Annotated in this window: 21 protein-coding genes; 16 read left to right on the plus strand and 5 right to left on the minus strand. The window is 37.7% G+C overall.

Going from position 1 to position 22,855, the window contains the following annotated elements; genetic code table 11:
* Nucleotides 1-17 precede the first annotated feature (17 nt).
* From DUT70_RS19975 to DUT70_RS19985, 3 genes are all read right to left on the minus strand, one after another.
* Complete coding sequence (locus DUT70_RS19975) at nucleotides 18-623, minus strand: haloacid dehalogenase (RefSeq protein WP_113649147.1); 606 nt, start codon at nucleotides 621-623, stop codon at nucleotides 18-20.
* Nucleotides 624-662: 39 nt separating this feature from the next.
* A complete protein-coding gene (locus DUT70_RS19980) occupies nucleotides 663-1,133 on the minus strand; it encodes an ATP-grasp domain-containing protein (RefSeq protein WP_113649148.1) in 471 nt (156 codons plus the stop codon).
* A 99-nt stretch (nucleotides 1,134-1,232) separates the two neighbouring features.
* The gene (locus DUT70_RS19985) at nucleotides 1,233-1,883 is read right to left on the minus strand and encodes an ABC transporter ATP-binding protein (protein WP_113649149.1); all 651 of its coding nucleotides are present in this window, start codon (nucleotides 1,881-1,883) and stop codon (nucleotides 1,233-1,235) included.
* 136 nt (nucleotides 1,884-2,019) lie between these two features.
* Here DUT70_RS19985 and DUT70_RS19990 point away from each other — a divergent pair, with 136 nt between their 5' ends.
* The 12 genes from DUT70_RS19990 (at nucleotide 2,020) to DUT70_RS20045 (ending at nucleotide 12,946) form a co-directional block, all read left to right on the plus strand.
* Complete coding sequence (locus DUT70_RS19990; protein WP_113649150.1) at nucleotides 2,020-2,652, plus strand: hypothetical protein; 633 nt, start codon at nucleotides 2,020-2,022, stop codon at nucleotides 2,650-2,652.
* 76 nt (nucleotides 2,653-2,728) lie between these two features.
* On the plus strand, nucleotides 2,729-3,025 hold the full coding sequence (locus tag DUT70_RS19995) for a winged helix-turn-helix domain-containing protein (RefSeq protein ID WP_113649151.1): 297 nt from the start codon (nucleotides 2,729-2,731) through the stop codon (nucleotides 3,023-3,025).
* Between the two features lie 57 nt (nucleotides 3,026-3,082).
* Nucleotides 3,083-3,394: a hypothetical protein gene (locus DUT70_RS20000; protein ID WP_113649152.1), complete on the plus strand. Its 312-nt coding sequence runs from the start codon at nucleotides 3,083-3,085 to the stop codon at nucleotides 3,392-3,394.
* Nucleotides 3,395-3,452: 58 nt separating this feature from the next.
* Nucleotides 3,453-3,779, plus strand: coding sequence for a hypothetical protein (locus tag DUT70_RS20005; RefSeq protein WP_128353407.1), 327 nt, complete (start codon nucleotides 3,453-3,455; stop codon nucleotides 3,777-3,779).
* Nucleotides 3,776-5,446, plus strand: coding sequence for a DUF4153 domain-containing protein (locus tag DUT70_RS20010; protein ID WP_113649154.1), 1,671 nt, complete (start codon nucleotides 3,776-3,778; stop codon nucleotides 5,444-5,446). The genes DUT70_RS20005 and DUT70_RS20010 overlap by 4 nt, the downstream gene beginning before the upstream one ends.
* Nucleotides 5,447-5,889: 443 nt before the next feature.
* Nucleotides 5,890-6,630 (plus strand): ferritin-like domain-containing protein, encoded by a 741-nt coding sequence (locus tag DUT70_RS20015; RefSeq protein ID WP_113649155.1) that lies wholly within the window; start codon nucleotides 5,890-5,892, stop codon nucleotides 6,628-6,630.
* Between the two features lie 71 nt (nucleotides 6,631-6,701).
* Nucleotides 6,702-7,244, plus strand: coding sequence for a hypothetical protein (locus DUT70_RS20020; RefSeq protein WP_113649156.1), 543 nt, complete (start codon nucleotides 6,702-6,704; stop codon nucleotides 7,242-7,244).
* A gap of 209 nt (nucleotides 7,245-7,453) precedes the next feature.
* Nucleotides 7,454-7,939 (plus strand): hypothetical protein, encoded by a 486-nt coding sequence (locus DUT70_RS20025; protein ID WP_128353408.1) that lies wholly within the window; start codon nucleotides 7,454-7,456, stop codon nucleotides 7,937-7,939.
* A gap of 297 nt (nucleotides 7,940-8,236) precedes the next feature.
* Nucleotides 8,237-9,427 carry an ADP-forming succinate--CoA ligase subunit beta gene (gene sucC, locus DUT70_RS20030; RefSeq protein ID WP_113649158.1) on the plus strand — a complete coding sequence of 397 codons (1,191 nt, stop codon included), beginning with the start codon at nucleotides 8,237-8,239 and terminating at the stop codon, nucleotides 9,425-9,427.
* A 392-nt stretch (nucleotides 9,428-9,819) separates the two neighbouring features.
* Nucleotides 9,820-10,395: an RDD family protein gene (locus tag DUT70_RS20035; protein ID WP_113649159.1), complete on the plus strand. Its 576-nt coding sequence runs from the start codon at nucleotides 9,820-9,822 to the stop codon at nucleotides 10,393-10,395.
* Between the two features lie 51 nt (nucleotides 10,396-10,446).
* Nucleotides 10,447-11,079, plus strand: a complete 633-nt coding sequence (locus DUT70_RS20040) for a class I SAM-dependent DNA methyltransferase (protein WP_113649160.1) — start codon at nucleotides 10,447-10,449, stop codon at nucleotides 11,077-11,079.
* Nucleotides 11,080-11,899: 820 nt separating this feature from the next.
* On the plus strand, nucleotides 11,900-12,946 hold the full coding sequence (locus tag DUT70_RS20045; RefSeq protein WP_113649161.1) for a GAF domain-containing sensor histidine kinase: 1,047 nt from the start codon (nucleotides 11,900-11,902) through the stop codon (nucleotides 12,944-12,946).
* On the opposite strand, the gene DUT70_RS20050 is transcribed toward DUT70_RS20045, so the two are convergent.
* On the minus strand, nucleotides 12,916-14,268 hold the full coding sequence (locus tag DUT70_RS20050) for a sensor histidine kinase (RefSeq protein WP_113649162.1): 1,353 nt from the start codon (nucleotides 14,266-14,268) through the stop codon (nucleotides 12,916-12,918). The genes DUT70_RS20045 and DUT70_RS20050 overlap by 31 nt on opposite strands.
* 142 nt (nucleotides 14,269-14,410) lie before the next feature.
* Between DUT70_RS20050 and asnS the strand changes: the two genes are divergently transcribed.
* Nucleotides 14,411-15,847 (plus strand): asparagine--tRNA ligase, encoded by a 1,437-nt coding sequence (asnS, locus tag DUT70_RS20055; protein ID WP_113649269.1) that lies wholly within the window; start codon nucleotides 14,411-14,413, stop codon nucleotides 15,845-15,847.
* A gap of 294 nt (nucleotides 15,848-16,141) precedes the next feature.
* Here asnS and DUT70_RS20060 read toward each other — a convergent pair whose 3' ends face one another.
* A complete protein-coding gene (locus tag DUT70_RS20060; RefSeq protein ID WP_113649163.1) occupies nucleotides 16,142-17,782 on the minus strand; it encodes an FMN-binding glutamate synthase family protein in 1,641 nt (546 codons plus the stop codon).
* Between the two features lie 91 nt (nucleotides 17,783-17,873).
* Here DUT70_RS20060 and DUT70_RS20065 point away from each other — a divergent pair, with 91 nt between their 5' ends.
* The 3 genes from DUT70_RS20065 to DUT70_RS20080 all read left to right on the plus strand — a co-directional run bounded on the left by DUT70_RS20065 (nucleotide 17,874) and on the right by DUT70_RS20080 (nucleotide 22,848).
* Entirely contained in the window at nucleotides 17,874-18,494 is a 621-nt protein-coding gene (locus tag DUT70_RS20065; protein ID WP_113649164.1) for an L-threonylcarbamoyladenylate synthase, read from the plus strand.
* Nucleotides 18,495-18,609: 115 nt separating this feature from the next.
* Nucleotides 18,610-21,795, plus strand: coding sequence for a T9SS type A sorting domain-containing protein (locus DUT70_RS20070; protein ID WP_113649165.1), 3,186 nt, complete (start codon nucleotides 18,610-18,612; stop codon nucleotides 21,793-21,795).
* Nucleotides 21,796-22,296: 501 nt separating this feature from the next.
* Nucleotides 22,297-22,848 carry a GNAT family N-acetyltransferase gene (locus DUT70_RS20080; RefSeq protein ID WP_113649167.1) on the plus strand — a complete coding sequence of 184 codons (552 nt, stop codon included), beginning with the start codon at nucleotides 22,297-22,299 and terminating at the stop codon, nucleotides 22,846-22,848.
* Nucleotides 22,849-22,855: the final 7 nt, after the last annotated feature.

Consider the following 22,855-nt stretch of genomic DNA (forward strand, 5'->3'; position numbering starts at 1 on the left):
AATTAACGAAATATTTTTTACAATATTTCTGTTACAGAGAAACTTTGTAAACTAGAATCTACGAAGTTACTTTCAGATTGGTTTTTGGAAACAAAGATGGTAACCTCATCTTTAACAAGACTTTGCTCCTCCAACAACCCTGAGATGGTATTCGTGACTGAATGATCATACTCTGCCGTGAAATAAACCTTCAGGTAATCTTGTAATCCGTTCCACTCTATTTGCTTGATTTTATTGATCGCTTCTGCAGGATTTCCATCCACTAGTATAAAAATGCGCAGTCTTTCCACCACGGCCTCTTGCAGGAGATCCAATACTCCTTGAAAAAGCAACAGTTTTAGAGGCAGTCGAGCGGTTTCGAAAAGCAGGTTAAAGTTATGATCGTATTTATCAGGAATATTAAACTTGGCAGCAGTTTTAGCAAAAACCTCTTTTTCTCCACTTTGTAGATATTCCTTACTCATGAAATCAACAATAGCCTTCGCGTCAATTTGCTCAGAATACGCCATAAACTCCGAGAAGAGATAGTAAACTTGCAGTAAGTAATCCTTTTTAGGGTACAAAGCATCATCCAACGTAATGATCAATGCTTTTTTATTGGATAGATATTTTTCTAAAGACATGCTAAAAAGTGAAAAGTGAAAAATTAAAAGTCAAAAAGCCTACTTAGGATCGGCAATTGAAATTAACGCAAAGCTACCTGTTTCAACATCAAAAGAATATACACCATTTAAGTCACTACTATTTTCTACTGGAATGGCGGCAGAAGTGTAAATCATTTCTCCCAAATCAAAAACACACCAATTTGTAAATTTAGTTGAACTTAAAAGAGGATTCTCGGGCACCAAAACCTTCAAACCAAATTCTTCGAACAATAGCAAAGATTTTGAAACGGCTTTGATCTCCGCCTCGTATAAAGGCAGCAATACCTCAACGCCATAATCCAAACATTTAGTGAGCAAATTATGCGCTAAAACTTCGGCATTCCATGGTCCCAGGCTGGCAAATTCGTAAGTATTAACTTTTATTGAAGGAGCATCGCCATAATCGCCTAGAATGATCGATGCTTGATCGAAGGCCTTAATCAATTTTAATGCAGTGGCCGTTTTGCCTCCAGTAATAAGTATTTTCAAAATTTATATAATTGGTTAATTGATGATTTGTTTAACTGGTTAACTGAAGTTGCGAATTGCCTTATATTTTACAGTTAAACAATTCATCGGTTTATACGGTTAAACAATAGTTCCATCTTTCATAGTCACTACCCTATCGCTAATTTGAGCCAATTCAGTATTATGGGTAACAATGACAAAAGTTTGCTTAAAATTATCGCGTAGGCTGATAAAAAGTTTGTGCAACGCATCAGCATTAGCCGAATCTAAATTCCCAGAAGGTTCATCGGCCAATACAATAGAAGGTTGGTTAATCAAAGCCCTTGCTACCGAAATCCTTTGCTGCTCACCGCCAGAAAGCTCATTGGGTTTATGGCAGGCTCTTTGTTTAAGATCAAATAAATCCAATAGCTCCAACGCTCGTTTCTCTGCTTCCTTTTTGCTCTTTTTGGCAATAAATGCGGGGATACAAATATTCTCCAAAGCATTAAACTCGGGTAACAAATGATGAAATTGAAAGACAAAACCAATATTAAGATTTCTAAAAACGCTCAACATTTCACCAGATAATTTGCTAATGGCAGTTCCTTTTAAACGCACTTCCCCTTCATCAGGTTGATCAAGTGTTCCCAAAATATGCAAGAGTGTACTTTTACCAGCACCAGAAGCGCCAATGATACTCACAATTTCACCTTGTTCTACTTCAAAATCTACCCCTTTAAGTATTTGGAGGCTTCCGTAAGCTTTTTTTATCCCTTTGGCTTGTAGCATGTCGCAAATGTACTGATTTACCACAAAAGCATGAAGCACTCACATGCGAACTTAAATGCATATTCAATTAAAACTTTCAACAAAAATTTGCAAATCAAAAATCCATTCTTAACTTTGAAACACAAAGCACTTTAAAATGAACCAAAAAGAACAATTAGATACGCTGAATGATATTAGGAATATCATGAACCGTTCTTCGAAGTTTATCTCATTAAGCGGATTATCTGGCATTTTTGCGGGATTAACGGCACTTGTTGGCGCTTATTTCGCCCACCAAGCCTTAAAAGCATATGTGGCTGGTGACTACGGTTATGGCATGGACGCTGATTCGGATATTGAGATTGACTTGTTAAAAATTGGTATTTTGGTACTTATTGTAGCGGTTTTGGGAGGAATCTTTTTTACCTACCGACAAAGCAAAAAGAAAAATCTTCCGCTATGGGACAATACCAGTAAAAACCTACTGATCAATTTATTTATTCCGCTAGCTACTGGAGGTCTTTTTGTGATAGGACTTTTACTTAACCACAGTAGCGCTTTTGGTTTAATTGCGCCCAGTACTTTGGTTTTTTATGGCTTGGCGCTCATCAATGCGAGCAAGTTCACTTATTCAGACATTCGTTTTTTAGGCATTTGTGAAATTATTTTAGGCATTATTGCCATGTTCAATATCGGATTAGGTTTGTATTTTTGGGTCGCTGGTTTTGGCGTGCTGCATATTTTGTATGGCAGCATCATGTATTTCAAATATGAGAAAGGTGAAAAGTAGAAAGTTTTAGGTGTTAAGTCATACGTATGGGCACTACCATTCGTAAATCGTAATTCTAAAATCGTAAATAAACAAAATGAAAAACCCGATAGGCGCACTGAATAAGATTTTTGATAGCAGGATAAGGCTAGGCGTAATGTCGGTGCTTATTGTAAACGATAGTGTGAGTTTCAACGATCTTAAACAATTGTTGGAGCTTACCGATGGCAACCTGGCCTCTCATTTAAATACTTTAGAGCAGGCAGAATTTATTAAGATGCACAAAGCTTTTATTGGCAGAAAAACAAATACTACTTATACCCTTACCGACCTAGGAAGACAGACTTTTAAAGCGCATTTAGATGCTTTAGAGAAAATGATAAAAGGAATTTAATTTTTTTTAAACTTAAACTTTGCAAAACAAAGTACTTTACAACAAACAATAAAGATCATGAAAACAACAACAACATTAAGCACTACCACGAAACAAAGGTTAATTGTCACATTTGGCATTGTCGCATTTATTTTAGCCATCCCATTGGTGGCCATGCAATTTACTAATCAGGTAGACTGGAAATTATTCGATTTCATCATTATGGGTACCCTGTTGAGCATTACTGGGCTTGCTATTGAATTGGTTACTCGTAAAGTAAAATCAGCCAATGGGCGAATCGTCATTACGTTGGTTATTCTACTCGTACTCTTTTTAATTTGGGCTGAATTAGCTGTAGGCATTTTCGGGACACCTTTTGCTGGGAGCTAACTCCTAGCAAATATTTTTTTTGAACTTAAACTTTGAAATACAAAGCACTTTAAATAAAATGAAAGACTTCAACGATGACTTGCTGATTGTGAGTACAGCCAAACAATGCGCCAGAATATCACTGCTTGTTGGCACCAGCATTTTTTTACTGTTTGCCATAAGCGGCGTTGGTCAAATCATGATTCTGGGAGCTTTCTTTATTCCTTTAGCTGTTTTTGTCAACGGGCTGATCTTATTCATCTTATTACTTCATCTCATTAACCATCGTGCTGCCTGGAGAAAAATTCTTTTGGCAGCACTCATCATGCTTAGCAACATTCCCCTAGCCATATTATTCGCTTGGCTATCTATCCAGATATCTGAATTAAACCATATAAAATTATGAAACAACAAATTGATTATCGGCTGATCCTGATTGCTATTGGCGGATTGGTTTTCAACCTACTTTTTTGGAACGAAACCATCGGTTGCAATTTCGCTATATTCTCTGTTTTAGTGATGATTGCCACCTTCACAGACCGAGACATTCCCTACCACAACCACAAATTAATTACGGCTATAGGACATTTAGCCGTCGCCTTTTATTTGATCTACAACAATTCAGTATTAGCCATTATTACTTGGTTCATCACGATGCTGATATATCTGGGAAACGCCCATTTTGAACTGCTAAAATCTACGGGGACATCACTTATCATGGGCATACTCCAAGTGCTTAGCGGACCTTACGGCATCATTAAAAAGTTACTAGACACCAAGCTTGGCAAGGTGAATATCAAACCAGTAATAAGGCCTGCAAAGTATATTTTATTGCCTTTTGTGATGGTCTCTATTTTCTGTTTCCTATACAGCATTGCCAATCCCATTTTTGCAAAATATACCCATACCATTGCCAACAGCATCAGAGATTTCTTCGTTAATATCTTCAGTTTCTTTTTTGTAGACATCAGCATTGAAAAGTTCCTTTTTATCTTGTTTGGATGCGCCGTTACCGCGGGCATCATCGTCGGCATCAAAAGTAAAACCCTGAGCGACATAGAACTTGGCAGCGAAGATCAGCTGGAGCGAAGACGCAGAGATTTAAAGAGACCTTCCTTTGGTTACGAGTTCCGCACCCTATTGGCGGGAAACTTGATCAAGCGGAAAATGGCTTTGAAAACGGAAAACATCATTGGTGTAATTTCATTTGCTGCTTTAAATATGCTGTTGTTATTACTAAATGGTATAGATGTAGCGACACTATGGCTTAACAAAGCTATTGAAACTAGCAAAAACTTTTCGGCAGAGCTGCATGATGGCACGTATACCTTAATTTTCAGTATCGTGATTGCCATGCTCATCATTGTTTTCTTCTTCAGCGGTAACCTTAACTTCTACCGAAAAAACAAATGGATTAAACTGCTGGCTTATATATGGATGGCACAAAATATATTTTTGGTGGCTTCAGTATTCCACAGAGATTACGATTATATTTTTAACCATGGCCTTACCTACAAACGCATTGGGGTGTTGGTTTTTGCTACGCTTAGTTTAATTGGATTGATTACCGTGTACATCAAGGTGGCCAAACACAAAACTACTTTTTACTTATATCGCGTCAATTCAAAAATATGGTATGTGCTTTTAATCTCATTAAGCTTTGTGAACTGGGATGTACTGATTGTAAGCTACAACATCAACCAATTAGACAAAATTGGCGTGGATGCAGAACATTTAATGAGTTTTTCAGATAAGACCCTACCCCTACTTGAGAAAAACCGCGATCAATTAACCAAACATATTACTTCTTATCACCACTACGAACCTATAGAAACCGATGTAGTTTTAGAAGTTCCAGACACCGTTTCTGCTGCTACAGATAGTTTAACAAAGGCAAAACCCATGAGCGAACTTGAACGTAAAACACTGGAAACCAAAAATGCACAAGATGAATTTAATAAGCAGCTTGACCGCAGAATAAACTGGTTTTTGAAAAGGCAACCTATTGGCTCGGGGTTATCTTTTAGCTATTTGGAATGGGAAACGGCAAAAGTCTTGAAATATAAAAAGTAGTGAAAAGCCTATTCAAATACATGCTGCTATACTTCGGACTCCTTGCAGCCATATTAATAATCGACTTCTTAATCACCATCATTTCCCTCGCTATTTTTTGGGACTAGAAACTCAGTATCGTAAGCTAAATACAACATGAAAAATGATTTAGAAATTCAAATAGGCAAACAAAGTGCAATTTGGTCTTTTTCGGTCGGCACCTTCTTATTCTTGGCCTATTGCATCACGAATAGTTCAATTTTTTACCTATTGGACTGTGTTTCCTACTGCTCGCTATCGTTTACAACATCATCATTTTATTAATTGTGATGGTAGCCGCTTTTTTAAAAAGAGATATGTTTCTTGAACATCTTAAGACCATTGGTCTAATGCTATTAAACATCCCTGTGGCTTTTCTTTATTTAAACCTACTCGGCTTCTAACCATTTTTAAAAATCAGACATATGCAGACCTCCGAAAATTGGGTGCAATATTTTACGCAAAACCTACAGCAACATCGAATTGATTGGGGAATTGCTCCGACCTTGACTATTACAGAAAAAGAAAATATCCTTAAATCATTGCAGGCTTGGCAACTTGGCGAAACTTCTGATGGTTCGAATTTAATTAATGCTGCTACTAAATATGCTTTGAAGGTAAAAGACAAGAATTATGTAGAAGCTATTAAACTGTTCATCAAAGAGGAACAGAAACATGGGGAAAACCTAGGGAAGTATTTGGATTTAATTGGCGAAAAAAGAATTAAGAAAAACTGGGGCGACAGCTTGTTCAGGAAATTCAGGGGACTTTATACCGACATGGAGTTTTGGACCATTGCCGTAATTACGGTAGAAAGCGCTGCGCAAATATTTTATCAATGCTTAAAAGATGCAACCAATTGCAAGCTATTAAAACAAATATGTACCGATATTTTAATAGATGAAGCGCCTCACATCTCCTTTCAAATTGAGCGTTTGCAAACCATTTTCAATCAAAAGAACAAATTGACAAAATACCTCACCTATCAATATTACTATGCATTTTATTTCGCTACCGCCTTAGTGGTTTGGCAAGTGCACCTAAAACTGTTTAAAGCTGGCGGGGTAAATTTTGGTAAGTATTGGAAAAAGATGAGTTTGAAGTTTGAGAAAACGATCGAAAAATTAAAGCATCCAAGTACTGCCAGCAAACTTTGTCAATCTTGATTTACATGGTATTTAGAAGATTGACAAAACTTATTACATCATTAATTACGCTGCTGCCTAAAATATAATAAATGGGAATTTCCTTAATCTATGCCATACTGTTTCTATCTGTAGTTTTTATTCTTGGAATAGCGCTACTTATAAATTCACTAAAAAGGAAATCAGTAATCAGCTTTCTGATTTCTATAGTATTAATGAGTCCAATGATTTTAATTTCTTCTACGAATTATATCGATGAAGTCAGTATCTCTAAAAAAGACATTATTTCTGATCTAAAGCATTTGGATATCAATCTGACAGATGATTTCAAAATCAAAGAAAACACGGTAACAGGTATGCCAGAAAGAATACAAGATACGGAATTAGAAATTAGCACAAATGATAAACATCGAATTATAGAAATCGCTAAAAATGGCTTTAATTCCATCCCTTTTAAGAAGAAAAAAGAATTAAATGTTGACCTTTCCAGTATTAAGAATGAAATTTCCTATGTTAGATATCCAGATTTTTATGCCATAGAAATATATAAAGACATAGACCATTATCCCACTAGAATCATATTGACAATATACCGAAAAGGCAACATATTAAAGTACCAAAGAATAGAAGACTAAAATTTTGGGAATTATTGGATAAAGTTTGAAGTTTGAGAAAACGATCGAAAAATTAAAGTATCCAAGTACTGCCAGCAAGCTTTGTCAGCCTTCAAAAAAATCAACGCTCTATGCCAATAACAGATAAACCGAAACACACTTTAAGCTTATCAGCTTTATCACTGTCCTTATCATATTGCTTTTATCTTGTAGAAATAAATGATTACCTCTTGGATTATGAGCTAATATTAGATTTACTTATCGTAGTCAGTTTAATAGTCACAATAGGCTTATTCAGTATTTGTATCATTAAAGTAATTGAAACTAAAAAACTTCCTTCTTTCATCTCCATAATTCTGCTTGCAAGTATTTTATCCACCTATGTATTTACCTACGGAAATAGAAATGGCTTGTTTTGGGGTAAGCAAATCTTAAATGCAAATTTCATAGACGACAGAAGTGGAATGAAATTAGAACTTTATGAAAATGGCAAATATTTCATCTACTATAACTGGTTATTTGCCGAAAAAAGATTTGAAGGCACTTATCATATAGAACGAGACACAATCAATTTCCATAGCAATTCAGCATTTAATAATGATTTTATCTCCAAAAAGATAGTCATCGATCATGGCAATAAAAGGATATATTTTAAAAAGAATACGGATGGAAGTTACGACAAGTCCTTTTATTACTTCCAAATTATAGATAATTAGTGCTAAGCAGTTTATATTTTAACCTCGCCATAATGTAGTTTCTTTTGTTAAATAAACCCGATTGCGCGGATCCCGATTTTTCATCGGGAGAAGCAAAAGCGGGGCTAAAACTGCCAAGAACCACATCCATCAATTTTCAAAAAACTAAAAACAATAGGATTAAGGGGATCAACAATTTAACAATTCATCTATTTAACCACAGCAATAAGTTAACCTTACGATTTCTTTACATTTAAATCCATTTTTCTATTGGCATAAAGCATTTGAAATTGTAGATTTGGGCAAATTTTTAATCTAATGAATATCCACGAATATCAAGGTAAACAAATTCTAAAGAGTTTTGGCGTTGCTATACAAGAAGGCATTGTTGCTGACACAGTTGACCAAGCTGTTGAAGCCGCTAAACAAATGAAAACTGACTTTAACTCTGACTGGGTTGTGATTAAAGCACAAATCCACGCTGGAGGTAGAGGAAAAGGCGGCGGCGTTAAATTGGCCAAAAATTTGGATGAAGTAAAGCAAAGAGCTACCGATATTTTGGGAATGCAATTGATTACCCCACAAACTGGTGCAGAAGGTAAAAAAGTAAACAAAATTTTGGTTGCTCAAGATGTTTACTACCCAGGTCCATCGGAAACAAAAGAGTTCTACATGAGCGTACTTTTAGACCGTGCTGCTGGCCGTAACATCATCATGTACAGTACCGAAGGCGGTATGGACATTGAAGAAGTTGCTGAGCACACTCCACATTTGATTTTCAAAGAACAAATTGATCCTAAAGTTGGCCTACAAGGTTTCCAAGCTCGTAAAATTGCTTTCAACTTAGGTTTAAGTGGTGCTGCACATAAAGAAATGGTAAAATTTGTTGCTGCTTTATATAAAGCTTACGATTCTACCGATTCTTCAATGTTCGAAATTAACCCAGTATTAAAAACTAGCGACGATAAAATCATCGCGGTTGATGCGAAGGTTGACTTAGACGAAAATGCATTATATCGTCACCCTGATTATGCAGCAATGCGTGATAAATTGGAAGAAGACCCAACCGACGTTGAAGCAAGCGAAAGCAACCTTAACTATGTAAAACTTGACGGTAACGTAGGTTGTATGGTCAACGGTGCTGGTTTAGCAATGGCTACTATGGACATTATTAAACTTGCTGGTGGTGAGCCTGCTAACTTCTTAGACGTTGGCGGTACCGCTAACGCAACTACCGTTAAAGCTGGTTTCAACATCATTTTAAAAGACCCTAACGTAAAAGCAATCCTAATTAACATTTTTGGTGGTATTGTACGTTGCGACAGAGTTGCTCAAGGTGTAATTGATGCTTACAAAGAAATTGGCGACATCAGAGTTCCAATTATTGTTCGTTTGCAAGGAACCAACGCTGAAGAAGCTAAAAAATTAATCGATGAGTCGGGCTTGAAAGTTTACTCTGCGATCTTGCTAAAAGAAGCTGCAGATTTAGTAAGCGAAGTACTAGCTTAAGCAATCGAAAAAACACATACAAAAAGACCAGTCGTTCATCGAACTGGTCTTTTTTATTTTACACACCTTCTTTACTTTTCCGAAAAGTAACTCCAGAAGTTCTTCGGACCAGAAAGTCCCGCTTTACGCTGCAATCTTTTTGCTTAAATTTCATACTGTCATTCCGAGGAACGAGGAATCTACTGCTGAACAGCTCAATCTAACAGATCCTTCTCCCGAACCTTCGGGATCAGGATGACAAATAAACGCAAAAAGGATTTCCGCTCCAATCGGGTTTAGCTAACCAAAGCCAGCATTCCAGTCACTAAAAATGTCTTGCTACCAACAAAATATCTGCATTTTTTTTAGTTTTATGCAATTAATCCTTACAAACTAACTTAATAGGCTAACAAATGAATGCAGACTTCAAAGACGTCATGTCTAAACGTACAGACCAAGAACTTATCAAAATCATCACGCTAGACAGAGAAGATTACCAACCCTTAGCCATTGAAGCAGCAGAGGCAGAAATAAAAAACAGAGGCATCGACCAAAGCTTAATAGAGGAGTCACATTCCAAAATTAACGCTTCAGCAAAAGCATGGCAACCTTCTGTAAAAGTAAACGCAGCAACTAGGTTTGCTCATTTCGTCATAGATACGATTATATGGTTGGTGCTAACTACAATACTTACCCTTCCAATAAATGCGCAAGATAATACCCAAATGCTACTGGGATACCTTATCATGTTGGCTACATTTATAGGTTATTATACCTTGTTGGAAACAAAATATCAAAAAACTGTTGCCAAATTCATCACCAAAACCAACGTTGTTAACCAAGATGGCTTCAAACCTACAACTGCAGACATTCTTAGAAGAACACTTTGTAGAATTATCCCATTTGACGCCATCTCATTTTTATTTAGCACTAATGGATTTCACGATAGATTATCAAACACCAAGGTGATAAGAGACGAAAACTTATAGATTTTACAGTGCCTAGCTAAATATCAGAACCTCTACTCAACCAAACCATCCATGGACAAATACCAAGAAACTTTCGAAACCTGGAATAAAATTGCAAAGATTTACGAAGACAAATTCATGGACATGGACTTGTACAATGAAAGCTATGATTTCATTTGCCAAAACATCAATACTGAAAATGCCAAGCTACTCGAAATTGGTTGCGGGCCTGGCAATATCGCCAAATACTTGCTCAGTAAAAGACCCGATTTCAAAATTCTAGGGATTGATGTAGCCCCAAAAATGATTGAACTGGCACAAAAGAACAACCCCACGGCACACTTTGAAGTGATGGATGCCAGAGCAATCAATAACCTCAACGATCATTTTGATGGCGTTATCGCGGGCTTTTACCTCCCTTACTTATCCGTAGCCGAATGCAATGAGTTCATTAGCAAATCAAGTCAACTGCTCAATGACCGTGGACTCATTTATTTGAGCTTTGTAGAAGGCGACCCAAAAGCTTCCGAATTTAAGACCAATCATGAAGGTGATAGGGTTTATTTCCAATACCACGAATTATCGGAAATAGAAACACAATTAAAAGCTCATGGCTTTGGAGACATCCACGTTTCCAAAGTAGCTTTTAAAAAACCAGATATACACACCATTGTGATTGCTAGAAAGAAATCAAATACTGTCTAGATTTATCTCCCAAAAAAGTCCAAAGATTTCTCCACAAGGTCGAAATGACGGACGTAGGAAAATCCAGTAGTACAAGCAGAGGTAGCGTAAATAGTTCCGTCATTTCGACTGGAGTGCAACGAAACGGAGAAATCTTTGAATATGTTAATCAAAAAGCTCAAAGATTTAACTTAGTTACTGCTCTGCGGTCTCCACAAGGTCGAAATGACGAGCGTGGGAGCGACTAGAGCAATTATGATGTAATGAGGTTGCGTTACCCCTCACTCCTCCTTTCCCCATTCGCAATGATGGATACGATTAACATGTAGCTAACTCATATTCAAAAAACATAGCACATAAATAACAAAAGCCAATCAAAAATGACTGGCTCTTTATAGGTTGTTTAGGTTTAGTTTAAAATCTTTTCGTCATTTCATTTGTTTTATGAAAAAGCTCTGGCCATCCAACCAGAGCTTTAATCAAACCAAATATAAATGTACTTTTTTGTATGAACACCACAAATATATAGTATAATTTTCATTTTCAAAACAAAATTTCAAGTTTTTTAATAATTTATTTAAACAAAAAGATTAAAAACATGAAAATATACCAAAATAACCTCATTAAAAACAATAAAAACAACAATAAAACAACGAAAACAACAAGAAATAAACACATAAATCAATAAAAAACATACAAAAACACAAATATTACTGTAAAAAAATTATAAAAACACAAAAAAACACAACAAAACACAAAACAAACCAAAAATTGATTAAAATTTATTTACAGTATATTAGCAGACACAAACGAGCGGGATTTCGGCGTTAATTAAAATACCATGAAAAAGCATAGCGATGAAACTTTAAGCAGTCTTGATTTGAAGGATATTATTGGCACCATCAACAATATGATTGCCAAAGGCCTAAACATAAGCATGAGTAAAGTTCTACTCAACGGCGAAGACAACCTATCCATTTTCGACCATCAAGGAATTAAAACACTAAGCCCCCATCAAGCACCAGCGATATACATTGAAAGCCTAAGCTCATCGAAAACAATTGTCCGCAACAACATTACATTAGAAAGCCCTGAAACTATCAAGCTCTATTGTAGCACGCCTATTCTTTCAAAAAGAGGAGAAACCTTAGGTGCAATCATTGGCTTCGATAACCAAAAAGACAGCCTCAACCCAACGGAAATCATCTTATTAGAAAATACTGCTCAAATGGCAGCACTTGTTTTAGAAAAACACTTCGAAACACAAAAAATAAAAAAAGTTTTCACAGATTTTATACAAAAGACAGTGCACGATCTTAAAAATCCTTTTACCTCCATTGCACTTACCGCCGAGTTATTAAAAAGAAAAGCTGACGACAGCAAAACAGTCAACACTTTAGCCGAACGCATTGAAAAAGCGAACGACAGGGTTTTCACCAACCTGGAAAGATTAAAATCAGCTTTTCCTATCCACAATAGCTCTTTCAAACTCAACGTAGCCGAAATTAGCTTACCGCAACTGTTCGAGCAGATTAAACAAGATCTTCCTGAATACGATCTCAACACCGAGAGCAAAAAAGAAATCGCTATTTACGGTGATCCGCACAGACTGAGAGATGCCCTTACCTGCCTTTTAAAGCACCTATCAACGTTGTCAGGCTTAAACAACATGTACCTCATTACAACCGAAAAAGAAAATCATACCGAAATCAGCATCACAAACCATCCTATGGAGCATTTTGATTTGCTAGAAGACGAACCACAAAGCAACCCACTTGCCATTGCCAAAACACTCATCGAAATGCACAAAGGGAAAATCAACACCGCACAAAACCCGCAAACAGGAAATTATTGTTTTTATATCTCCCTGCCTTTAACTACCCCGTAAAGATTAAAAGAGACCACAAAAGTACTTCCCTTGTCTGTATTGGCTTCGTACCAAATTTTGCCATCCTGAAGTTCGGTAAATTCCTTACAAAGCAAAAGCCCCAGCCCTACACCCTTCTCATTGTTGGTTCCAAAAGTGGAATGTGCTCTTAATTTAAACAGGTTATCCTGCTCGCCTTCACTCACACCCAAACCATTATCCTTTATTTTTATAAAGCAGTTTTCATGGTTCACCTCCATCGAAACCTCCACCTTCCCCCCTTCTGGCGTAAACTTAATCGCATTATTTACCAAGTTGCGCACCACAATTAAAAACATGTTTAAATCGGCCGCCACCTGCACCTCCTCTTTTAAAACCAAATCGAGCGTGATGTTCTTATTATAAGCAATGCTTTTTTCCAAGCTTAAGCCTTTAGTTAATTCGCGGGATACATTTACGGCAATAATATCTACCCTGGCCCCATCCAATTGCGACTTTGACCAGGCCAACACATTGGCTAACATTTCTGAGGTTTCCTTAGTGACCTGCAATAAGCGGTGTTTGATTTGATTATTTTCTTCTTCAGTCATATCTGTTTCGGCCAAAACTTCTAAGTAGCCCAATATCGAACTTAAAGGGGAACGAATATCATGCGCCACGATGGAAAACATCTTTGATTTTTCAGAATTTAGCTTTTCCAACTCCACATTTTGGGACACTATCCTAGCATTTCGTTCTTCAATTTCAGTATTCTTCTGAAAAACAATATTCTTTTCCTTATCATAATTGTTTCTGATAAAAGCAATGCTCAAACAAATAAGCAAAGCAGCCACCGCATAGGTCACCCCAAAATCTACCGTCTTTGCCAAATTGTCTACGTAAACATTGGGAATCAATTCAGGATTAAAATACTCGAAAATAAGCAAACCAAAAACAGTCACCACATTTAATGCCACCCACACCAAAAGCTCCTTTTTAGGAACTACTACAATGGTAATGAGCAAAATCAAGCAAAAGAGCACCATATTAGGCCCGTAAATGCCCGAATTGAAGAAATAATTGAGCAAAAAGGTAAAATTGGCTACAATACCCAAACTTCTTATGGCCAATTTGGTTTTACGTCGATTACGAGACAAGTAATAAAGCAAAGCGGAGAATATTGTCCCGAACAGACAAATCAAAGCAACCACCTTAAGATTGATATAATAATTAAAGAAAATCTCTAAAAAGAGTGCAATAACAGCGATAACGCAAAAGGTGTTGAAAATTCTTTCTTCGAGTGAAAACTTTTTTGGATTGCCTATGATATAATCAGTACTGAACCAGGAACGAAATTTTGCCACCGTTTATCGAAAAATAAGATTAAAACAAACATAACTATATTCACCGAAAGATAGGCAAGGTTGCTTTAAAATTTAACGTCCAATAATATCGAAAATTAAAGCGTAAATGCTTATTTTTGCAGCTTTTACAATAAAAATCAATATGATTAAGAGACAACGAATTAAGGAACTATTAAAATCTACAGATTTTAACACTGAGGTAACGGTTATGGGATGGGTTAAGACCTTCCGTAATAATCAGTTTATTGCGTTAAACGATGGGTCTTGCATGGGCAATATCCAAGTGGTAGTTGATTTTAATAATACCGACGAGAATTTGTTGAAAAGAATCACCACTGGTGCAGCTATTAAGGCAACTGGTATTTTAGTGGAATCATTAGGCAAAGGTCAATCGGTAGAAATTAAAGCTACCGCTGTTGAAATTTTAGGCGATAGTGACCCTGAAAAATTTCCTTTACAACCTAAAAAACACAGCTTAGAGTTTTTGAGAGAAATTGCACACTTGCGTTTTAGAACCAATACTTTTAACGCTGTTTTTAAAGTACGTCATGCTTTGGCATTTGCTATTCACCAGTTTTACAACGAGCGTGGTTTTGTTTACATGCACACGCCTGTAATTACGGCCAGTGACGCTGAAGGTGCTGGCGAAATGTTTAAAGTAACTACGTTAGATTTTGACAATACGCCTCGTACTGAAGATGGTGTGGTAGATTTCAAAGAAGATTTCTTTGGTCGTGCGACTAATCTTACTGTATCTGGCCAGCTAGAAGGTGAGTTAGCAGCCATGGCTTTTGGCCACATTTATACTTTTGGGCCTACTTTTAGGGCTGAAAACTCAAACACTACCCGCCACTTGGCCGAGTTTTGGATGATTGAACCCGAGGTTGCTTTTGCAGACTTGGAAAACAACATGGAATTGGCAGAAGACATGATGAAATATGTGATCAGCTATGCTAAAGAAAACTGCAAAGAAGAATTAGAATTCTTGAACAATCGTTTGGCCGAGGAAGAGAAACAGAAACCTCAAAACGAACGTAGCGAGTTTACCTTATTAGAAAAATTAGATTTCTGTTTAGCGAACGATTTCCAACGTTTAACTTATACGGAAGCTATTGATATTTTGAAAGCTTCTAAGCCAAATCAGAAAAAACAGTTTAAATACTTGATTGATAGCTGGGGCGCTGATTTGCAAAGCGAACACGAACGTTACTTAGTAGAAAAACACTTTAAACGCCCAGTAATTCTGACTGATTATCCGAAGGATATTAAGTCGTTTTACATGCGTTTAAACGATGACAACAAAACAGTTGCCGCCATGGACATTTTATTCCCTGGTATTGGCGAAATGATTGGTGGTTCGCAACGTGAAGAACGTATGGATGTTTTGAAACAACGCATGGATGAAATGGGTGTGCCACAGGAAGAACTTTGGTGGTATCTGGATACCCGTCGCTTTGGTTCTGCGCCGCATGCTGGTTTCGGCTTAGGCTTTGAGCGTTTAGTGCTTTTTGTAACAGGCATGACCAACATTCGTGACGTAATTGCCTTCCCTCGTTTTCCTAAGAGCGCTGAGTTTTAATCCAGAGTAAGGATAAAAGAGCAAAGAATAAAGACAATAAATAACAAAGCCGCTTAAAATTTAAGCGGCTTTGTTATTTATAATACTTCTTTAATACATTTGTCATTTCGAGTGCAACGAGAAATCTCTAATATTTGTTAAACTTACGAAGTTTTTGAAACTCCGTAAGTCTTTCTGTATAGCCAATCGTTAGCTCTCTCCTATCGTCGAGATGACAACTACAGACAGAGCAGTCCGCTTTAGGATTGCTTTGTCCCTCGCAATGACGGCAAGAGGAAAGAGATAAAGCAAACGCTAATCATGATATGGGTTAGCCGTTTGATAATCCACCTCTGTTACCTTATAATCTGTAGGCAAGAAACTAGCTGATTCACTTAACGTCATTCCCAATTCGAAACGAGATGGGTACGGGGTTTTTAGTAAAGAACCTTCTGGGATATAAGGATAGGTCTCCCTGTAGTTCTGAATCACGTTAGGCGTAACTCTTCTATTAATATAAGCTCTAGTCAACTGACCAGGTTCACGCAGTCCCGCAGCGCCTAAAAGCTCTACCGCACTGGCCACCGTTAAGTTATGGAAATTTTTAACCCTTACTTTTTTATCTTCTACCACCAAGCCCTTCATTAAACTTGGGTCTTGCGTAGCCACCCCCGTTGGACAGGTGTTACTATTGCATTCCAATGCTTGGATACAACCCAAAGCGAACATCATTCCACGGGCAGCATTACACATATCTGCACCAAGGGCAATATTCTTCACAATATCAAAACCTGTAGATACTTTACCTGAAGCAATAATTTTAATATGCTTTTTCAAATCGAAGCCTACCAACACATCGTAAACAAAAGCCACAGCATCACGTAACGGCATCCCTACCGAGTTAGAAAACTCCTGTGGTGCAGCCCCTGTTCCACCTTCTCCACCATCAACCGTAATAAAATCTGGGTAAATTCCCGTCTCAACCATCGCTTTGCAAATGGCAAAAAATTCGCTTCTGCGACCAATACACAATTTAAAACCAACAGGTTTTCCGCCAGATAAATCTCTTAATTTCTTGATAAAAGCCATCAATTCCATTGGAGTAGAAAAAGCGGAGTGCCCTGGAGGAGATAGTACGTCTTTACCTTCTGGCACCAAACGGATACGAGCAACCTCTGCGGTTACTTTCTTACCAGGCAACATCCCACCATGACCTGGCTTAGCACCTTGGGAAAGCTTAATTTCAATCATCTTTACCTGCTCGTCGTGCGCACGCTCTCCAAAAGCTTCCTCGTTAAAAGTACCATCCAAGTTTCTGCAACCAAAATAGCCTGTACCAATCTGCCAAATCAAGTCTCCACCCATTTCACGATGGTAATCACTAATCCCCCCTTCACCAGTATTGTGGGCAAAACCGCCCAACTTGGCACCACCGTTTAAAGCCAATACCGCATTTTGACTCAACGAACCAAAGCTCATGGCCGATATATTATAAATACTAGATGAATAGGGCTGTTTACAATCTGGCCCGCCCACCAATACACGTGGGTGTAGGTTTAAATCGTGATGACTAATGGCCATGATACTGTGGCTCAGCCACTCGTAACCATTATCATAAACGTTTAATTGTGTTCCAAAAGGAATAGTATCCAGTTCTTTTTTTGCTCTTTGGTAAATTAACGAACGGTTTAATCGGTTATATGGCGTACCATTAGTATCACTTTCAACAAAGTATTGGTAAACTTTAGGTCGCATGTTTTCCATAAAATACCTTAACCTGCCAAAAACAGGATAGTTACGCACAATACTATGTTTAGGCTGGATCATGTCATAAATGCCGAGTAGCACAAATGGTCCAGTGAACAGAAAAGTCCACCATAAAAAAGGTTGGTACATTCCTAACATTACCGTAAATGCTACCAAAAAAGCAGCAATTGCAACAAATGCTTTTCTCATCTCAATTAATATTAATGTTCGTTTTTCGCTAATGTAGCAATATAAAACCCGATACTAAAACAAGTACGCCATCATTTTGTTATTTTTACGCATGCTCATTAAAATATATCCTGAAAACCCCAACCCCAAAGCCATCGAACAAGCGGTGGAGGTTTTAAAGAAAGGTGGCCTGATCATTTATCCTACCGATACGGTGTATGGTTTGGGATGTGATATTACCAATCATCGGGCCATAGAGAAAATTTGCAAAATACGGGGCATCAAGCCAGAAAAAGCCAATTTTTCTTTCATCTGCTCAGATTTGAGGCATATTTCAGACTATATCAAACCGATAGACACTACGGTTTTTAGGGTACTCAAAAAAGCACTTCCAGGACCTTTCACTTTTATCTTCAACGCCAACAATAACGTCCCTAAATTACTGAGCTCCAACAAAAAAACAGTGGGCATACGTGTACCTGACAACAATATTGCCCGCCAAATTGTGGAGGCTTTGGGCAACCCCATTATCTCTACTTCCATTAAGGACGATGATGAGGTGATCGAATATTCTACCGATCCCGAATTGATCCATGAAAAATATGAAGACACTGTCGATTTGGTAATTGATGGAGGCTATGGCGACAATGAAGCTTCAACAGTTGTAGATTGCACTAACGGTGATTTTGAAGTGATTAGGGAGGGAAAAGGAAATATCGAAGATTTCCTGTAAGCTTAGCGTTAAGTTATCGTTACGCTTTCTATCTTAATATCTGTTTAACACCTTCGTAATAACTACACGATAGCTTTGTTGCGTCCAAAATAATTTGGATAGCAAAACTTATTATATGAAAAGACTTTTACCAAAAATCATTTTCGTAGTGATGTTGGTTTTTCCAGTTTTCGTGTTCGCACAAAAAACCTACATCCTACAAGAAACATTTGCTGGACTTACATCTGGCGACAATACCACTACTGGGGGTTCTGGCTCTGCATGGGCAGGGAACGCCAATTTCACCACAGTAGATAGGGCCTACCAAGCTGGCGGCATGGTTAAACTAGGCACCTCAAGTCTTGTTGGTTCAATTACCAGTAAACCACTAAATTTGGGCGCAAATGGTGGCAGCTTTAAAATTGATCTTAAAGTAAAGGGATGGACTACTGTGGAAGGTGCTATTAAAGTTACCGTAAGCGGAATTGCTACGCCACAAACGGTTAGTTATACCGCAGTGATGGGCAGTAGCAGTACTGAAACCAAAACCCTTTTTTTCACTGGCGGAACTAACAATGCCACGATCAAGATAGAGACTACAGCCAAAAGAGCTTATATTGACGAAGTAGAAGTATATTACGAAGCGGCAAGCAATGCACCAACAATTACAGCCAATGCTTTGTCATTTGGTAACCAAAACATCAATACTACTTCTAATGAAAGTACCTTAACGCTTAATTATGCTTACTTAAATGGAAGCGATGTTACCTTAACTACCGCAGCTCCCTATACCATTTCAGAAACCAGCGGCGGTACTTTTACGAATTCTTTTGTCCTTTCAGGGGCCAGTCTAACAGGCACTAGCAAAAATGTTTTTGTAAAATTTCACCCAACCAGTATAGGAGCCAGCAATGGTACCATCAGCATCACTGGTGGTGGTCTGGCAAGTGCTACAAGCGTAGCATTAAGCGGCACAGGTGTCGATCCTTCTGTATTATCTTTTGATTTCGAAAACTGTACTCCTTCTGGAAGTACTAACCTTCCATCTGGCTTCAGCCATGAAAATATTACAGGCGCACAAACTTGGGCTTGTACTTCTTTCGGCAGAGATGCCTCGGATCCTACAGGCAAAGCCAGCAGCGGCAATGCGGTACAAATTAACGGCGGCTCTTCAACCTCAAGTACCGAAAATGAAGACTGGTTGATTTCTAAAGATTTCAATCTTTCAACCATGACCTATCCAATGTTATCTTTTTGGAGCAGAACCGCTTTTGCGGGAAATAACTTGCAATTAAAAGTATCGACAAACTACACTGGTACTGGTCCTGTTAATGCCGCAACATGGACTAATATCGATGGCAAGTTTCCCGTAATCCAATCTGACACCTGGACCAAATCTGACAATATTGATTTGAGCAACTACAAAGGCACTAAAGTTTACATCGCTTTTGTTTATACTTCATCAAATGCTACTCCATCCAATGGTGCTCGTTGGACTTTGGACGATCTCTCTATCCGTAACTCGTCAACACCAGCACCAGTTGAGCTTAGCCTACCAGTATCATCTTTAAGTTTTGGCTACCAAGCGGCTGGCAGTACTTCATCGGAACGTTCATTTAACTTCTCGGCTAGTGGACTTACCAACGACGTAACTTTAACAGCTCCAGCAAACTTTAGCATTTCCAAAACTAGTGGTGGTTCTTTCAACTCTTCGGCTACCTACACCGTAGCAGAAGCAAATAATGCGTCATCAACCGTTTTTGTGAAGTTTGCTCCAACTATGGCCAATACTAATTATTCGCAACAATTGAGTATTGCAACTACAGGTACTACCAACCAAACTTTAAACCTTTCAGGAAACACTTTCGATACCAACAATACTTTAGAGGTAGTAAACTGGAACATTGAGTGGTTTGGGGCTACTTCAAATGGACCAAGCGATAAAACACAACAAGCTGCTAACGTTAAAACCATATTTGGCAACCTTAATGCCGATATTTACGGCTTATCAGAAGTGGTTGATACCGCTTTGTTCAGAAACAGTACGTTACCTGCTGGCTACAATGTCATATTCAGTGATTTTGGTTCATACGCCGACGACAAAAACCACTCAGGTTACCCACAAGCGCAAAAACTTGCTTTCATGTATCGCACTGACATCATTAAACCTGTAAATTGGTTTGGGGTGTTAAGAGACACTTATTATCCAAGTAATCTTTCTAACAACGGCACTAACTCTCCTTACAAAAACTGGTCTTCAGGTCGTTTCCCATTTTTAATGGAAGCAAAAGTATTGGTTAATGGTGCCGAAGAAACCGTTTACTTTATCGAGATACATGCTAAGGCTAATACTGGAGATGTAACTGCACAAAATGATTCGTATGACAGAAGAAAAGGTGGTGCCTTACAGCTTAAACAATATATCGACACCTATTTAGCAGGCAAAAAAGTAATCATTTTGGGAGATTTTAACGATGTGCTTAATCCTGATAAAACCATTGCTCCTAAACCTACTGGAACAGGAACTTCTTATAGTGATTTCACTACAGATCAAGCTAATTATTTCCCCGTAACTTTGCCGTTAAGCTTGGCAGGCAAAAGATCAACAGCAGGTTTTGCCACCGTGATCGACAACGTCATCATCAACAAAAATTTGAATGACAATTATTTAAGCAACTCTGCCGAGGTATTAGATCAGGTTACCAGTTTGGTAAGTAGCTATAGCAATACAACTACGGACCACTATCCAATTCAAACCAGGTATTTTTTTAACACTACTTTAAGTGTAAACTGGGGATATTTTACGCCCAGCCTTAATGGTAATGTGGTAACACTTAAATGGGAAACTAAATCGGAAACGGACAACAGTCATTTTGTGGTAGAACGTTCTTTAGATGGCAAAACCTTCAGCAAAGTAGCTGAACAGCCAAGCAAAGGTGCACAAGGCGCTGTTTACCAATCTATTGATCAAAATCCAATCCAAGGATTAAACTATTACAGAGTTAAACAAGTAGACCGTGATGGCAAATACAGCTATTCGGAAGTAAAATCGGTAAGGTTTTTAGGTAATAACCAAGCTATTTTCTTTGTTTATCCAAACCCAGTGAAAAACAATATTACTTTAAACTATTCAAGCAGCAGCAATCAGTTGCAATTGTTAGTGAGCGGTATTGATGGACAGGTTAAATTACGTACTACTGGCAGCACTAGTGATTTCAACAACCAGCTTAATCAAAAAGTAAAAGAATTGGCCAGAGGTGTTTATATTGTTCAAATTACCGACAATGGTGCAACTTATCAAAGTAAGTTTGTAAAGGAATAAACCCAACAACAATATATTTTCAAGAAGGGATGTTCAAAAGACATCCCTTTTTTTATTCCGTCCAAAGCCCCCCAAGCCCAAAGGACGGGGTGTTTTAAGGATTTATAGAAACAACAAGCCTCTCTCACGATATAAATACAGGATCTCTCCCCTTAAGCGAGAGAGAAGTTTCGATGAATGCCTATTGGATGACAGGCAACAATCTCAGCATAGAAATCACTATTTCTCGTTGAAATCTTTTTCAATAGCATCTTAATTTTGGTATTTTAGCTAAATGCCTCAATCCAGTAAAAACGCTTTCGCTATAGTCTTCTATTCCCAAAAGACAGTAGGAATCCTTTTGTTATTTTGTGTAGCTTTCCTACCAATCATTGCCAATTCGAGTGGGAAACTGGCATTTCCACAATTGTTAGATCAAACTTTAAGTATCCAATTGGGTAATACCGAAATCAGTGATAGTGTTGTTGAATTTATTTCTTTTAAAATCCTTAAAATGTAAACATGCCTAACATCCTTATTGAAACCGAAAGATGTTTTATTAGACCTTTAGCGATTACTGATGCTACTGGTATTTTTGAATTGGACAGCAATCCCAATGTACATGCTTTTTTAGGCAAAAATCCCATTAAAACCATGGAGGAAGCTGAAAATGCCATTAAATATATCCAGAAGCAATATGCAGACTTGGGTATTGGCAGATGGGCCATTATAGATAAAGCCAATGGCGATTTTGTAGGATGGACAGGTTTCAAATATATCATTGAACCTATTAATGGACATGTGAATTATCACGATTTGGGCTATAGGTTGGTGGAGAGATACTGGGGTACTGGCATTGCTACCGAAACTGCCAAGGCGTGCGTTAAATACGCTTTTGAAACCATGAATCTGGAGGCTATTTACGGCATTTGTGATGTAGAAAATTTAGGTTCTAAGAACGTTTTACAAAAATGTGGACTAACTCCTATAGCAATTTTTGATTTTGACGACACACCACATTATTGGTTTTCTTTGCAAAGAAAAGATTGGCAAAAGCTAGGCCTCCTTAAGTAACATCAAT

The sequence above is a fragment of the Pedobacter chitinilyticus genome, assembly GCF_003313385.1.
Taxonomy (GTDB): domain Bacteria; phylum Bacteroidota; class Bacteroidia; order Sphingobacteriales; family Sphingobacteriaceae; genus Pedobacter; species Pedobacter chitinilyticus.